14 protein-coding genes are annotated in these 15,738 nt (G+C 43.5%); all 14 read right to left on the bottom strand.

All coding sequences use genetic code 11. The features are described 5' to 3' along the window. Positions 1 to 35: 35 nt before the first annotated feature. Complete coding sequence (locus SALPA_RS10645; protein ID WP_145093385.1) at positions 36 to 1,109, bottom strand: sugar ABC transporter substrate-binding protein; 1,074 nt, start codon at positions 1,107 to 1,109, stop codon at positions 36 to 38. A 28-nt stretch (positions 1,110 to 1,137) separates the two neighbouring features. Further along, on the bottom strand, positions 1,138 to 2,166 hold the full coding sequence (locus SALPA_RS10650; protein ID WP_145093388.1) for an ABC transporter permease: 1,029 nt from the start codon (positions 2,164 to 2,166) through the stop codon (positions 1,138 to 1,140). Then, positions 2,132 to 3,679 (bottom strand): sugar ABC transporter ATP-binding protein, encoded by a 1,548-nt coding sequence (locus SALPA_RS10655; protein ID WP_145093391.1) that lies wholly within the window; start codon positions 3,677 to 3,679, stop codon positions 2,132 to 2,134. Before SALPA_RS10655 ends, SALPA_RS10650 begins: the two co-directional genes overlap by 35 nt. Positions 3,680 to 3,758: 79 nt before the next feature. Beyond that, positions 3,759 to 5,021 (bottom strand): histidinol dehydrogenase, encoded by a 1,263-nt coding sequence (hisD, locus tag SALPA_RS10660; protein ID WP_145093394.1) that lies wholly within the window; start codon positions 5,019 to 5,021, stop codon positions 3,759 to 3,761. 111 nt (positions 5,022 to 5,132) lie between these two features. Next, positions 5,133 to 5,900, bottom strand: coding sequence for an SDR family NAD(P)-dependent oxidoreductase (locus SALPA_RS10665; RefSeq protein ID WP_145093397.1), 768 nt, complete (start codon positions 5,898 to 5,900; stop codon positions 5,133 to 5,135). 241 nt (positions 5,901 to 6,141) lie between these two features. Next, positions 6,142 to 7,146 (bottom strand): nucleoid-associated protein, encoded by a 1,005-nt coding sequence (locus SALPA_RS10670; RefSeq protein ID WP_145093399.1) that lies wholly within the window; start codon positions 7,144 to 7,146, stop codon positions 6,142 to 6,144. Between the two features lie 69 nt (positions 7,147 to 7,215). Beyond that, positions 7,216 to 7,341: a hypothetical protein gene (locus tag SALPA_RS31485; RefSeq protein WP_255451142.1), complete on the bottom strand. Its 126-nt coding sequence runs from the start codon at positions 7,339 to 7,341 to the stop codon at positions 7,216 to 7,218. Between the two features lie 229 nt (positions 7,342 to 7,570). Then, positions 7,571 to 7,750: a uracil-DNA glycosylase gene (locus SALPA_RS10675; protein ID WP_145093402.1), complete on the bottom strand. Its 180-nt coding sequence runs from the start codon at positions 7,748 to 7,750 to the stop codon at positions 7,571 to 7,573. Positions 7,751 to 7,974: 224 nt separating this feature from the next. Then, positions 7,975 to 9,270: an amino acid permease gene (locus SALPA_RS10680; RefSeq protein WP_145101888.1), complete on the bottom strand. Its 1,296-nt coding sequence runs from the start codon at positions 9,268 to 9,270 to the stop codon at positions 7,975 to 7,977. A gap of 78 nt (positions 9,271 to 9,348) precedes the next feature. Beyond that, positions 9,349 to 12,414 carry an efflux RND transporter permease subunit gene (locus tag SALPA_RS10685; RefSeq protein WP_145093405.1) on the bottom strand — a complete coding sequence of 1,022 codons (3,066 nt, stop codon included), beginning with the start codon at positions 12,412 to 12,414 and terminating at the stop codon, positions 9,349 to 9,351. Continuing rightward, positions 12,411 to 13,478 (bottom strand): efflux RND transporter periplasmic adaptor subunit, encoded by a 1,068-nt coding sequence (locus SALPA_RS10690; protein WP_145093408.1) that lies wholly within the window; start codon positions 13,476 to 13,478, stop codon positions 12,411 to 12,413. The genes SALPA_RS10685 and SALPA_RS10690 overlap by 4 nt, the downstream gene beginning before the upstream one ends. A gap of 20 nt (positions 13,479 to 13,498) precedes the next feature. Then, on the bottom strand, positions 13,499 to 14,065 hold the full coding sequence (locus tag SALPA_RS10695; protein WP_145093411.1) for a TetR/AcrR family transcriptional regulator: 567 nt from the start codon (positions 14,063 to 14,065) through the stop codon (positions 13,499 to 13,501). A 137-nt stretch (positions 14,066 to 14,202) separates the two neighbouring features. After that, positions 14,203 to 14,982 (bottom strand): iron export ABC transporter permease subunit FetB, encoded by a 780-nt coding sequence (fetB, locus tag SALPA_RS10700; RefSeq protein WP_145093414.1) that lies wholly within the window; start codon positions 14,980 to 14,982, stop codon positions 14,203 to 14,205. Beyond that, positions 14,975 to 15,610: an ATP-binding cassette domain-containing protein gene (locus SALPA_RS10705; RefSeq protein ID WP_145093418.1), complete on the bottom strand. Its 636-nt coding sequence runs from the start codon at positions 15,608 to 15,610 to the stop codon at positions 14,975 to 14,977. Before SALPA_RS10705 ends, fetB begins: the two co-directional genes overlap by 8 nt. Positions 15,611 to 15,738 lie beyond the last annotated feature (128 nt).

Here is a 15,738-nt window from a genome sequence, read left to right on the forward strand (position 1 = left end):
CTACGCCTCCCTCCACATCAACATTGGACGTTTTCTTATTTTTTCAATTGATTCTCCCACAGCCGCGGGTCATCTACCTTTACTTCCAGTGGTACCAACGAGCCCTTGAGGATTATGTAGGCACCTTCGTCAACAAAAGGATTTTTGACAACTTTTGCCGGTGCCCACAAGGCATCCTTCTGCTCAACCGTATCGCCAATCTTCGGAATGGGTTTATTTGTTTTTATATTGTACAAATATTGTACAGCAAGTTCGGCGGAATCCTTAGCAGGCTGCTCTACTATTGCCAGTACTTTTTTATTCTTTATCAAATCTATGCCTTCTGGTCCAATGCAGATACCGGCAATACCAAAGTCCTGGGCCTGAAGGCCAGCAGCTTCAATGGCTGATACGACTCCAATACCCATAATATCTGGTGTTTGTACATAGATTCCCCGAATTTCTTTACCATATCTCGTTAATAAATCACTTGTGCGGTCATTGGAATCAGTATTATTCCATTTACCTTCCCCTTGCACAATTGTTAATTGGGGATATTGATCAATAACTGACTTAAATCCACTGGAGCATTCCTTGGTAAACATATCTCGCAGATCACCAGTTATTTCTACAACAATCCCTTGGGGAACATTGCCGCCATTTCTGTCTTTGATGCCTTGCACAAAGGCTTCGGCCGCTTTTTTACTGGCATCTTTAATATCAAATGATATAAATAAATCTACCTTACCGCCTTCAGGAGAAGTATCAAGCGCCATAACAGGTATCTTAGCCTCATTTAACCGCTTAACCCCTGGAACAATTGCTTTTAAATCGACAGCACCGGCCATGATAAAGCCATCGACATTCTGCGTAATAAAGTTATCCATTATGGACATAATTTTATCACTGTCACCTTGACCGTCTTTAATTACTATTTCAACACCCAACTCTTGTGCCTTTTTCTCAGCACCTTGAATAAAAGCCTGAATGTATGGTGTGCTTATATCCTTAACAATCATACCAAATACCAATTTTTTCTGTCCATCTGCCGGCTTTGTTTGCTGTGAGCCGCAACCTACTAGCAGCAATGACAGCGTAAGTACGGCGATAATTACCTTTACCAACGACATTTTCAATATAATCCACCCCTCATTTCGTTCACTGATCTGACGATAGTATCGTGTTATTTTTATGCTCTAATACCTCCTTCATCTTGGCCTGATGCAGTATGTTGTTTTTAACCCTTACCTTTACTCTGTCTAATAAGATTGCCAGGAAAATTAATGCTCCTTCTGTTGCATAAACAAGGCTTACATTAACGCCCAACAGATTAAGTGAGTTGGTTATCATGGCCAGCAGAATGGCTCCGCCGAACATACCAATAATCGTACCCTTGCCACCATCAAGACTTGTTCCACCTAATATGGCACCAGCAAAGGCCACCATCAGCAAATTTTGCCCCATGGCATTAGAAATAGAGTCCTGCTTGCCTGCAGCCAACAGTCCGGCAAAAGCAGCCAAAACACCGCTTATTATGAAACCCATAATAATGATACGGTTAGTATCGATGCCGGAGATAAAGCTGGCCCGGGGATTGCCGCCTGTTGCCATGAATTGCCTGCCGAAAGTAGTATATTTCATCACAAATTGAAACGCTGCAAAAACCAAAATAACCATAGGAATAGCCACAGGCAGCATACCGTCAAATAGTCTTGCTTTACCGGCAAACGTATAGATTTCGTTTAATGGATGAATTGAAAAGGGTAGTAAAAATAGGACAAAACCCCTGAGCATAATATTAAGCGACAATGTCTGTAAAAATGGATTAATCCCCACTTTGGTTACACAATAGCCGTTGAACAACCCAACCAAGCCGCCAACTGCCAAAGTTAACACAACACACAATACCGGGTTAAGACCACCTGGTATTAGCTTAGTGGCCATAATCATGGTAACGCCTGGCGCAAATACAAGTATTCCTTCCAGAGATAAATCCATCTTGCCGATGATCAAAATAATACCCTCAGCCAATACTAGCATACTCATGATTGCGGAATGGTAAAAAATATTAACAATATTTTTTACCGAAAAAAACTGTGGAGTTATAAACACGTTCAGTAAAAAGAACAGTGCTACAATTACCCAGATTAAATTATCCAACAAAAAAATTTTCCATTTCTGGGGCATCTACGACCTTCCTCTCTCCCTGCTGTGCATGATAGATTACTTTTTCATCAAATTCTTCCGCTGTAAATTCAGCGATTATATTCCCTTGATAAAGTACTAAAATGCGATCACATATTTCGACCAGATCTTCAATCCCAGGCGAGGTTATGATCACACTGGAGTATTTACTCATTCTATTTTTGATAATCGACAAAATACCTTCCTTGGCGGCAATGTCCACGCCGCGAGTTGGCTCATCTAAGATGCATACCAGTGGCTCAGCAGCCATGATTTTGCCGACAATAACCTTTTGTTTGTTACCGCCACTTAGCTCATTAACCTCCTGCTCCGGCGAGAATGTCTTGATATCCAGCATGTCAATAAGCCCGGCTACACAGTCATTTTCACTAGCCGGCTTAATGACTGTATTATGACTAATGCGAGGTAATATATTAAGCGTTAGGTTTTCCCGCACACTTAAGCAATTAATCAGACCCTCTTTATCTCTGTCCTCAGGCAAATATAAGACACGGCTTTTAAAAGCCTCAGCTGGACTTTTAAATCTTCTTGTTTCATTCTTAATGGTTATTGACCCATCATCTGCCGGATCTATCCCCACAATTCCCTTAAAGATTTCGGTCCGGCCACTGCCTCGAAGCCCGGCAAACCCTAAGATTTCGCCTTTTTTTAACGAAAAGCTAATGTCCTGATATTGTCCGTACTTGGTAAGGTTATTGACCTTAAATACAACCTCTTCTGATTTCCCCTGTGCTACCGGCAAATCATTGGTAACCGCAGTACTGGTATAACCATCACCGACAATCAGATGTGATAATTCCTTTTTGCTCAATTGAGCACATTCCTTGGTTGTAACCGCTTTGCCGTCGCGGATAACTGTCACCCTGTCGCAAACGTTTAGCAGTTCGTCTGTCCGGTGAGAAATATAGATAATGGTACAGCCTTCGCTTTTCCTTTTCTGGATAATCTCATACAGCAATTTTTCATCATCCTGGGTAAGGGACGCCGACACCTCATCCAGAATGATAATCTGGGACTTTTCCACATAGCAGGCCTTGACTACTAGCAAAAGCTGCTGCTCGCTTATCGATAAATCGCCGGCATTCATACTGGCATCTATGTTCAGACCCGCTTTACTGATGATGGTCTGCGCCATAGAATTGATCTTGTTCCAATTGATAAAAAAACCTTTACTGGCATAATCAGGCATAAACAGATTTTCAGCTATTGTACAATCCCGAATAACCTGTGGCTCCTGGGTGACAATCGAAATAAGCTGATCTCTGGCATTATTTCTTGACAAGGTTTTGAAGCTCTTGTCACCAATTACGATATCACCTGTTGTCGGTGCTATAATCCCTGCGATTATACTAACAAGTGTTGACTTGCCTGCGCCATTTTTACCGATAATTCCATGGACTTCCCCTTTGCGCACAGCAAGATTTACGCTTTCCAGCGCAATCGTGCCAGGATAAACTTTGGAAATATCTTTTAATTGTAAGATACTGCTTTGCATGCGATCCCTCCTTGAACGGCTGTTATCCAGAGACTTAGCTTCAGACAGGGTTAAAACCCACCTGAAGCTGAGTCTCTCTTTATTCCACTCTGAGGGCCACAGATTTCTGATGAGCGCATAAGCCCTCGACACTGGCTAAATGCATGCAGGCTGCGGAAAGGTTCTTAGCACCCTCTGCTGAGACCTTTTGGTAAAATGATGTTTTGATAAAGGTCCCCACCCATACCCCATTGGAATATTTGGCCGTCCCCGCTGTAGGCAGGATATGATTTGTGCCGGAAACATAATCGCCAAAAGATACTGGTGTATATTTGCCGATAAATAACGAGCCATAGTTTGTTAAGGCCTTGCTTACTTCGTCATCTTTGCTTGTCTGCACTTCAAGATGCTCAGGCGCCAGTTCATTGGCTACTGCAATCGCTTCCTCTAAATCATCGACAAGCAGAATATGACCATTGTCTTCCCAGGCCTTCGCTGCTGTCTGACCTGTTGGCAGCATGTCAACATATTGTTTTAATAAAGCTTCCACTTCAGCCACCAGTTTTTCACTTGTTGTAACAAGTATTCCTCTGGCTGATGGGTCATGCTCACACTGTGCCAGCAAATCGATAGCCACATATTCCGGTACCGCACTCTCATCAGCGATAATCAGCACTTCGCTGGGGCCTGCCAGACTGTCAATGCCAACAGCTCCCATAACCTGACGTTTGGCTTCATTAACAAATTTATTGCCAGGACCGACAATTAAATCCACCTTATCAATAGTTTGCGTACCATACGTATAAGCAGCAATAGCCTGAGCCCCACCCATAAGATACACTTCATCAGCGCCAGCGATATCCATCGCAACCAGCACAGCCGGATGGATAGCCTGGTGCTCCCGTGAAGGTGGGCAACAAGCCGCAACCCGCTTAACGCCGGCAACCTTAGCGGTGATGATTGACATCAGGGCCGAGCTAGGCAAAGGATAACGGCCGCCAGGTATGTACGCGCCACAGGATTTCACCGGAATCAGCCGATGCCCCAGGGTTACTCCGGCCACATTGGATGCTACTTCGACAGATTTAAGACACTCTAACTGTTTTTCGGCAAAGAATTTAATCTGCGCAGCCGCATATTGCAAATGCTCAATAGTTGCTTTTTCTACCAAATTATACGCATTCTTAATCTCTTGACTACTGACCCTAATGCTGCCAGTATCAATACCATCAAATTTCTTCGTAAGCTCCATAACAGCCTGATCGCCTTCAAGCTGCACCTGTTTCACAATGCCTGCTACTGTTTCTATCAACTCGTGATCCTGTTGTATACTGCTGCTTTTCGGTGTTTTAAGTGCTTTCAATTCCAATCATCCTTTTCTTAACTATTTTCGCTGACTAACCCGCGCTAACGACTCCCTTCTTCATAAGTAAGCGGTAACAGCGGCTAAGTCAACTGTATGATATTCCTTTCACTAACTTGCTAACCAGCCACCATCGACATAGATAATCTGGCCTGTAATATAATCGGAAGCTGGACTTGCTAAAAATATGACAGCACCGGCAAGATCGTCAGTGGTGCCGATCCGCCCGGCAGGTATCCTGTTTGCAATCCATTTGTTATGTTCTTCATCCTGGAAAAAGCTCTCTGTCATCTGGGTGCGGAAATAGCCTGGACCAATAGCATTTACTTGAATATTATGTGCTGCCATTTCCACCGCCAGGGCTTTGGTAAACTGCAGTACGCCGCCCTTAGAAGCACTGTATACTGTGGCCTCAGCAAGTCCAATCTGACTGGCCAGGGAACCGGCATTGATAATCTTTCCTTGTCTCGTGGGAATCATATATTTTACAGCCGCTTGCGAAGCAAAATACAAGCCTTTTAAGTTTACCGCCATGATGGTGTCATAATCCTCAGGTGTTACCTCAACAATTCCCTTGGGAATTTCTGTCCCGGCATTATTGACAAGGATGTCCAAACGGCCAAATTCATCAACAACCGCTTGCATTGTTGACTGGATATCATCAAGCCTCGCTATATCTGCGGTTAGTGCTATTGCATTACCGCCGGATTTTTTTATCTGCTCAACTGTCTCACGAAGCTTGTCCGAACTTCGGCCCACACAGGCAACCACTGCTCCGGCTCCGGCCAAAGCAAGCGCATACCCCTTGCCAAGACCATGCCCAGCACCAGTAACCACGGCGACTTTGCCTGACAAGCTAAAAAGCTGTGGATAATCCATTTTAAAATCACCTCATAATTACTTGCATTAAGAAAACAAACGTATATAGATAATTTTATGTTCTGCAAAGTTCGCGGAATTCCTCTAATTCATTCCACTATTTCCGTATTATTGTTTTAACGCGGTAAAGCTTTTAGGTGGAATTATACTCACAATAAAAGATTTTTACAGACACAGGCGGGTGGTGTATTGCCAGTACACCACCCGCCTGCAAAACATTATATTAAAGTAATCTCCAGACTTATTTATTGACGATACTCCCAATTTTCTTCAATGCGATCGACAAAGTACCATCCGGATTATTAATAAACTCGATATATTCATTGTTTTGAAAATAGTCTACAGGAAAAGTAATTTCAATGCCTGTATCGGTTTTAATCTTATGGCTTTTCCCTGCTTTGATGGCCAAATCTTTATCAATTTTCACTGTTGCGGGAATCCCAGCCTTTTCTACTTCCTGAATATACTCTTGCTGCATGAGCGGCGAGGAAGGAAACACGGCCTTGCCTAACTCCACTGGATCCAGGTATTCAGATACCTCTGTGTTCTCAACAATATAACTCTTGCTTTTCAAGGCAGCTGTAACAGTACTTTCTCCATGATTTTCGGCTACTGTCCGGGCAATCGAATTTACCAATTCGAGCGTACTCTTGGGAGAAATGAGGGAACTGCATTCCAGTATGTGGTCAGCAATTATATATGTCTCTATGCCGTTAACTGACCGCTTTTTCTCAATAAACTTAATGTCCAGCGAATCCACATCGATAAAGGCATATTCTTCAATCTTTTGCGAAAGGCTGGGTAAAATCGCATAATGGTTGATAATATCATTTTTGAGCTGGTCATTCTCCTGAACGACTTGATGAATAAAGCCAACCCGATTCGTGCATTTTAAGAGGCCAATTACCCGGTTATCATCGATAGTAAAATCGCAGAGCAGCACATCGGTAGAGTCTAGCGTATCAGACTGAGCGATTGCTGTATACATTAATTCTGCTACATATACCGAGAAACTGATAAAATCTAACGTACCGGCAATATACTCTGACATTTGACTTTTAAACTTGCTATTGGGATAAAACGTACCTGATTTCGCATTTTGCCCGGTATACGATTTTTCAATATGCTTGGTTAAAAAGCTTATAACACTGTTGCTTTCCTTATCTAATTCCTGCTGTGAAAAAACAGTTACCCCGGAATTAAAGTCTAATATGTGCAGTATTGCTCTGTTTATTGTGATCAACATTGGCATCGTCCTCTTCTCTTCATGGTTGCTGACTATATCTTTCTTGCTGCTATAGCAATCCAGTCATTATCACACGCCTAATTTGCTCCTGTCAAGTCGCCCCAGACTTTCACCTTTAGCCAGTGTAAGCCGATCAATCCTGAACAAGCAGCGTTCTCCCACATATTTACCGATTTTTTCTAATTTTAATAACAAAAAAGCCCCTCCTTTTAATAAAGAGGGGCTGATGTACAGACAAAAGAGCACAAAAAACAAACCTACCTCAACCAGGCTGTCTCTCTCCACGCTCTTTTGGGGTTACTAAAGAATGATTAGCGCATGTCCGTTGTACCTTTTTCCCTTTCTGACTTAAATATGCCCTATTATTTTATATTATACCTAACCAGAGCAGTCTTTTTAAGTTGTTGTAAAAAATTACTAATACTTACTCCTTCTTCTGCTGCTTTTCTACAAAGGCAAAGCACTCCTGGCCGGATGATTCCTTAACAACAGTCGACGGCATTCGATAACTCTTAAACCCCATCGCCTTGCAGCCATAAGGGAAAACTTTTTCCCAGGTAATATAATAATACTGGCATTTTATACATCTTGGTTTAACACTCATTTTTAATACCCATACAAATTATTATTGAGAATCTGAATTGCCTAGCAACTTCCTATTTTACATTTTACCCTATAGAAAATCATTGTGCAATTCCTATTCAAACTAAGCAGACATAGCAATCATGCCTGCTTGCTGAATGCGGGCATAGTACCAGACTCGTTTTAGCTTGAATTAACTAAGGCCCCGTAGACCAGCTTGTCTACGGAGCCTTTTTTACGTACGCCCTACGATTTTGATTTCAATTTGTAGGCAATATACAAACACAGCAGCCAAACTGGTGCAACATACAGCGAATAACGCATATCTGGCATAAACGCCATAATAATGACAACCAACACTAAAAAAGCCAAACAAAAATAAGACCCCAGTGGATAAAATGGCATTTTAAACACCAGCGGTTCCTTGGCCTGCACCCGCTGGTTGCGGAACTTCAACTGGACAATTAAAATGATCGCCCAATTGATGATAACAGATATCGTTGCCAGAGCCATAAAATATAAGAAAACCTTTTCCGGGTCTAAATAGCTTACCAACACAGTGATTAAGGTAAACGCCGATGAAACCAGCACTGCATTTACCGGCGCGCCAGCCGAATTGAGCTTACCAAAAAACTTCGGAGCATTTTTTTGCTGGGCCAGGCCAAACAACATTCTGCCATTGCTATATAAGGCACTATTATACGCCGATAGGGCGGCCGTCAGAACTACAAAATTCAACAGATTAGCCGCAGCGGAGATACCTACATGGGAAAATATCTGGACAAACGGGCTGCCTGTTGTCTCCATTTCATTCCAAGGGAATATTGCCAGAATAACCGTCATTGCACCTACATAAAATAGCAATATTCTCCAAACCACCTGATTAATGGCGTGCGGAATGGTTTTCTTAGGATTTTCCGCCTCACCGGCAGTAATACCCACAAGCTCGACACCGCCAAAGGAAAACATAACTAAAACCAATGACATAACAACACCATGTAGTCCCATAGGAAAAAAACCGCCATGGCTCCACAAATTACTAAGGCCAACAGGCTGGCCGCCATTGCCAATCCCGAAAACAATCATAGCAATACCAAAAACAATCATCCCAATAATTGCCAATACCTTGATAATAGCAAACCAAAATTCAAACTCGCCATAGGCTTTTACATTAATCACATTAATCAAAGTAACAAGCACCAGGCACACCAGTGCCGAAACCCAGGTGGGGATATCAGGCAGCCAATAATTAATATATGTGCCGATAACCGATAATTCGGCCATCCCAACAACGACATAATTGAACCAATAGTTCCAGCCGGCAACAAAACCTGGCAGTTCTCCCCAGTATTGATAGGCATACTGGCTAAAAGAACCAGATACCGGATGGGCTACGGCCATTTCACCTAGCGCCCGCATAATAAAAAAGATAACAATACCGCCAATCAAATACGATAACGTAATGGCCGGTCCGGCCATCTTTACCACAGTAGCCGAACCGTAAAACAATCCTGTACCAATAGCGCCCCCTAGTGCAATCATCTGGATATGACGATTTTTGAGGCCACGTCGGATGTGTTGCTCCGTATTTCTCGTTTTCAAGTTGCTCCCCCTTTTTACTTACCTGTCTCCCTCTGCTTTGCCTGGCGGTTGTACCTTAAACCATACCGCATACATTGTCGGCAATGCAAGTAGTGTCAGCACCGTTGCGCCAAGCAAGCCGCCGCTGATAGCCACTGCCATCGGCCCCCAAAAGGTGCTGGGGACCAACGGCAGCATGCCAAGTATGGCCGCCGCTGCTGTTAACATAATGGGACGAAACCGCAGCACAGCTGAATCGATGATCGCATCCCATGGTGTCTCCCCTGCTTTAATATGTTGTTCAATTTGGTCAATGAGAATAACCGAGTTACGGATAATCATGCCGCTAAGGGCTAAGATACCAAGTTCGGCAACAAATCCCATTGGCCGCAGGGTTACTAACATGGCGAGACTAACTCCAATAATCCCGAGTGGTGCCGTAAGAATGGTCAGAATCATTAAGGATACCTTTTGCAGCTGCAGCATCAGCAGTATCATAATAACCAGGAGCATTATCGGCACTGTTTTAAGCAAAAAGCCCATAGAAGTATTGCTTTTTTCTGACGCCCCGGCAACCTCAATACTATAACCGGCCGGCAGGCTGTCCCGCAACTGCTTCAGATTCTCATAAACCTTCTTGGTGGCATCATTACCAGTTACCCCGTCAATAACCTTTGCTTGTACAGTAATTGTTGGCTTTAGGTCATAACGCCAGATTAATCCCTCCTCACCCTCATAGCTTATTTTGGCGATTTGTTCTAAAGGTACAAATTTGCCATTACCAATATGTACTGGCAAATCTTTAATACTAACTAAATTTTTCCGGTTTTGAGCATCAATGCGAAATACAATCCCCACAGTTTTGTCTTGTTCATAATATTCGGCGATAGCTGCCCCCGATAATTGGTTCTGTAAATCCTGAGCCAAACCTTGGCTGCTGATTCCTAGCATTCTAGCCTTATCCTGGTCAATTGCCAAATGCATGACTTTACTTTTTTCATTCCAGTCAAAGTTAATATCCTTCACAGTCGGATTGCCTGCCATACTATCGCTAACCTGTTTCGCAAACTCGCGTACCTGCTCATGGTCATAGCCGGAAACGCGCAGCATCACAGGATACGGCGAAGGCGGGCCTGTCTGAATTAAAGTAACATTTCCCCGCACATTCTCAAAATTGTCGGTAAATAGCTGCGTGACTTTTTTCTGCAAGGCTTCCCGGGCTTTCAAATCTTTAGCAACAATAATAAACTGCGCATAATTATTTGCCGGCAGCTTGGGCTCGATCGTAAGGATAAAGCGTGGTGATCCCTTGCCAACATAATAGCTGTAAGCCTCAATATCCGGATCATCAGTAAGATTTGCTGCCAATTTTTGTGCTTCTAGCTCAGTAGCCGCTATGGCGGCGCCTTCCGGCAAGGTCATCTCAACAATAAGCTCAGGCCGAACTGAGGGTGGAAAAAACTCCTGTTGTACATATTTTAACAAAAATATCGAACCAATAAAACAGCCTATTGTTATGCCCAGCACTAGCTTCTTGTTATCCAAGCACCAAGTGAGTGTCTGCCGAAACAATCGGTAAAATCTGGTATCATATAGATCATGACCTTCAGCCGTTATTTGTTTGGGGTGAATTAATTTATAGCCTAAGAGTGGGGTCACCATAACCGATACCAACCAGGAAATCAACAGCGCAATAGTCATAACTGGAAACAAACTACTGGTAAATTCAGCTGCCGACCCTTTGGAAAAACCGATGGGTATAAAACCGGCGCAAGTGATCAGGGTGCCTGTAAGCATGGGGAAGGCGGTAGCCTTATAGGCATAGCAAGCGGCCTCAAAGCGACCCCACCCCTGCTCTAATTTTACTGTCATCATCTCAATAGAAATAATAGCATCATCGACTAATAAGCCCAACGCCATGATTAGCGCTCCCAGCGATACCTTATGCAAATCTATTCCGCCCATCTTCATACAGGCAAAAATACCGGCAATGACCAGGGGAATACATAAAGCAACAACTATACCGGAGCGAAAACCAAGGCTGAGAAAACTAACTACTAATACAATAATAATAGCTTCCCATAGCGATTTAACAAAATCGGCAATTGATTCTTTAACCACTTTGGGTTGATTGGATACTTGACCGATTTCCATGCCCAGCGGCAAATCTTTTTTGATTAAGGAAATCGTTTTCTCCAGGTCTGTTCCCAGGGTAAGAATATTGCCCCCCTTTTCCATCGAAAGCGCCATACCGATGGCCGGCAGCCCATTAAAATACATTTTAGGCTCCATGGGGTCAACATAACTGCGCTCTATCTTGGCAATATCGCCCAAACGGAAGGTGCGCTCATTGACGCGAATAGGCAGGTTGCGCAGGCCTTCTACATTTTCAAACAACCCAGACACCCGCAAATATACATTATCGGAAACTGTTTCAACCATACCGGAAGCAGTCATCGCGTTTTGCGCTTTTACGGCAGCAATAATAATAGCAGGATCGATTCCCAGACTGGCCAGTTTACTGCTTTCCATCTCAACATAAATTTTTTCCGGTTGAACACCGATAAGCTCAACCTTGCTCACATTGCTTACCCCGAGTAAGCTTCTACGAATTTTCTCGGCTTTTTCCCGCATCTCTTCATAGCTATAACCATCTGCTGTGAGGGCATAAATATTGCCAAAAACATCATCAAACCGGTCATTGAACGCAGGTCCAACTACCCCTTGGGGCAAGGTGCTTTTGATATCATTGACCATATTACGCACTTCCACCCAAGTAGGCCGGACATCTTTTTCATTTACCGTATCTTTTAGATTCACATAGATCACAGCCTGGCCTGGCCGTGAATAACTTTTTAGATAATCCAGCCCCGGTGTATCCTGCAGCTTCTTTTCAATTTTGTCGGTTACCTGTTCTTCCACCTGCCTGGCACTTGCCCCCGGCCAGGAGACAGACACGATCATCTGGCGGATTACAAAATCGGGGTCTTCCATTCTCCCTAACTGCTGGTAAGACAATATTCCTGACAGGAATGTCAGAAACACAAAAAAATACACAAGTTGCTTATGGTTAAGAGCCCATTCGGTCAAATTAAGTTTATTCATAGCCGTACCTTCTGCCCTTCCCGCAGTTTCTGTACTCCGCCGGTAGCAATGACTTCACCATCCTGAAGTCCTTCCAGAACTTGCACCTTGCCATCACCAAAAGCCCCGACTTTTATGGGACGCAAATTGACTATGCCATCTTGAATAACCCATACATTCGGGGTATCGCCAGTCTGGTAAATGGCTGCCAGCGGAATATACACTGTTTGCCGGCTAGTAGAACTCCCCACAGTGACACTGGCAGTCATGCCTAAGTTCACGGCTGCCGGTGGGTTGATTAAACTAATTCTGACTTTATAAGTTCGGGCGACTTTATCAGCCACCGGGGAAATTTCCCGGACTTTTCCCGCTGTGGTAACGTCAGGCAGAGCCCAAAAGCTAATATTGACTTGCTGGGCATTACGCATTTCGTCAATACGATTTTCCGGAACATTAATTTCAATTTCCCGTTCGCTGCCCTTTACCAGGGTCATAACCGCCTGGCCGGCACTGACTACTTGTCCGGCTTCGACATTGACACTGGAAATGACGCCATCACTATCTGCCACCAGCGAGGTATAGCCTAGCTGGTTAGCACCTTGCGCATACTGGGCTGTTGACTGGTTGACGGTGGCCAGCGCGACTTCATACGTGTTCTCATATTGATCTAGCTGGGCACGGCTAATCGCATTTTGCTCATACAACTTACGATAGCGATCCAGATTACTCCGAGCTAAACCCAATTGCGACTGAGCTGAAGCTACCTGAGCTGAGGAAATGTTTACCGTTTGCTGAACATCCTTGGCATCGATTTCCATAAGGACATCCCCGGAATTAACTACGCTGCCAAGCTCAATGTTACGTCTGATAACTTTGCCGCTAACCTGAAATGCCAGTTGAGTCTCATACCGCCCCCGTACTTCTCCGGAATAGCTTGCCGTTTGCCCCATAGCATCCATTTTTATTGCTTGAGAACGAACAAGCGGCGCTTCTTCCTGGACTGTTTCGGTCTTTGAGCAGCCGGCAAAACTCAAAGACAGAATCATAATAGTCAGTGCCATGCAACCAGCAATAGCCTTTTGCATAAGAAAGACCTCCCTCACATTCATTTCTTCACAAGCGCGTTAACGATGAAATCAACAAGCACCTCTGTATAATCCTCTTCTTCGTGCAGCGGCCTTGTACGTGCATAGCTGAAGGCTTGGAATAACTTAAACCCAGCATAAGCTACGACTTTTTCATCAACCTCCCGAAACTTCCCCTGCTGTTTACCTTCGCGAATAATCCCGGCAATAATTGCGATAATCTCTTCATCAATAATTTCATGATATTTTCTGGTTGCCAAAGCCACAAATAGATCATCGTCTTTTAGTATTCTTGTAATAAAGTGGTCCTGGTTAAAATACGCGATTGCATTCCTAATGAGGAGAACTAGCCTTTCAAGCGGGTCAGATACCTCACCCATCTGTGAAAATAGTATCTCGATCGTTTTATGACATTCCCGTAAGAGAAGACATCTGAACATATCATCTTTATCTATGAAGTGTTCATAGATTGTCTTTTTTGAAATTTTACAGTCTTTACTAATTTCATCCATCGTTGTCTTTTTAAAACCAAAGCGATCCATTCGTTCAGTTGCTTTGTCGAGAATAAGGCTTTTTACATCATCCATTGTATCTCCCTCTTCTATAAAGCCAATCATTGAGTGGTGTAAATTTCCCCACCCATAAACTATTATAGTATTTTAGTTTCCGAAAATCAACAGAAAACCCGCCCGTTATTTGCCTGCTTCTTGTCCCCAACAAAACCTTATTTTAAGCGGTTATCCTTAGTGAAAAAGGTCTTATAACCAAGCATTACAAACAAAATAGTAGTTAATGCTGTGCTGCCTAAAATCGCCAGCATAATGCCAAGCTGATATTTAATGGCAGTAAGCGGAAATGTACCCGAAAGAATCTGGCCAGTCATCATACCTGGAATAGAAACAATGCCCATGGTAAGCATATTGTTCATTGTCGGCAAAAGAGCGCTGTCAAAGGCGTCATTGACAATTTCTTTAGTAGCGTGGGCCGGTGTTGCCCCCAGCATAAGTGAATTTTCAATAATAACCCGCTTTTCTTCCATGTCACTGCACAGTTTATTGGCACCTAAGGCAATACCTGTCATACAATTGCCCACAATCATTCCGGTAATCGGAATAATGTATTGCGGATTAAACCACGGCTCAACTTGTAATACAACCATGACAAAAAATGCGGCGGTAACTAAAGCTCCGCCTACCATAGATACCGCAACCATTCGCTGCAGCTCTGTTGACATGGTGTTTTTTACCCGTTTAACAGCATTGAAAATAGCAAACGCCAGCATGATGACAATCATTATTGCAGTTAGCCACCAACTAGCATTGTCAAATACAAACATCAGCACATACCCCATAAGGGTAAGCTGCACGGTCATCCGTACTGACGCAATCAAAATTTGCCTTTCGCGCTTAATTCCTCTGGCTTTAAAGATCACCAATAAAACAAGAATAAAGATATAGGCAATCGATAGCTGTAAAACAGATAGGTTCATAATGGAACTATTCATGATCGGCCTCCACGACACGCCCATTTTCCATACGGATAATCGCATTATTAAAGGTTTGAGCGATTTGTTCCGAGTGGGTAATCATCACAAGTTGCTTGTTTTCCTCCAGCACAAACTTTGCCAGATTATCAATGATAAAGCGCTCGGTATTTTTATCTAAGGCCGCTGAGGGCTCATCCAAAAGATAAACTTCTGCACCCATGAGCATTACCCGGGCAAGACACAAACGTTGCTTTTCGCCGCCGGATAAAGTATGACAGCTGCTAGTTAGCTCTTTGTCCAATTCCACTCTTGCAAGGCTTTTCTTCATAGCTGCGGCAGTCGCCGGCGGCTTTTGTGAAAACTGCAGCCCAATTTGCAAATTATCCTCCACTGTACCGCTGTAAATCACGGGAGTCTGGCCCAGCATAACCACCTCACGACGCAATTGCACCGTATCCATGCAAGCAATATCCTGCCCCTGATAAAAAATCTGCCCCTCATCAGGTGTGTTCAGACAGTTCAACATTCGTAACAGAGTGGTCTTACCACTGCCTGAGGGGCCTACAATACAACTAATAGAGTTACTGATACGCAAGAACGGAATATCCAGTATTCCTTTAAATTTTAAATTCTTCACCTCAAACATGGCAGCTCTCCTTCCTTTTCTACTTATTGGAAATATCTCATCTTCCCAGCGGTCTTTTATTTGCTCCCGATATTGCGGATTATTGCGGCAGATAAGGACGCCACATTCAAAAATATCAGCATGTACCG

The sequence above is a fragment of the Sporomusa sp. KB1 genome, from assembly GCF_007830295.1.
GTDB lineage: Bacteria > Bacillota > Negativicutes > Sporomusales > Sporomusaceae > Sporomusa.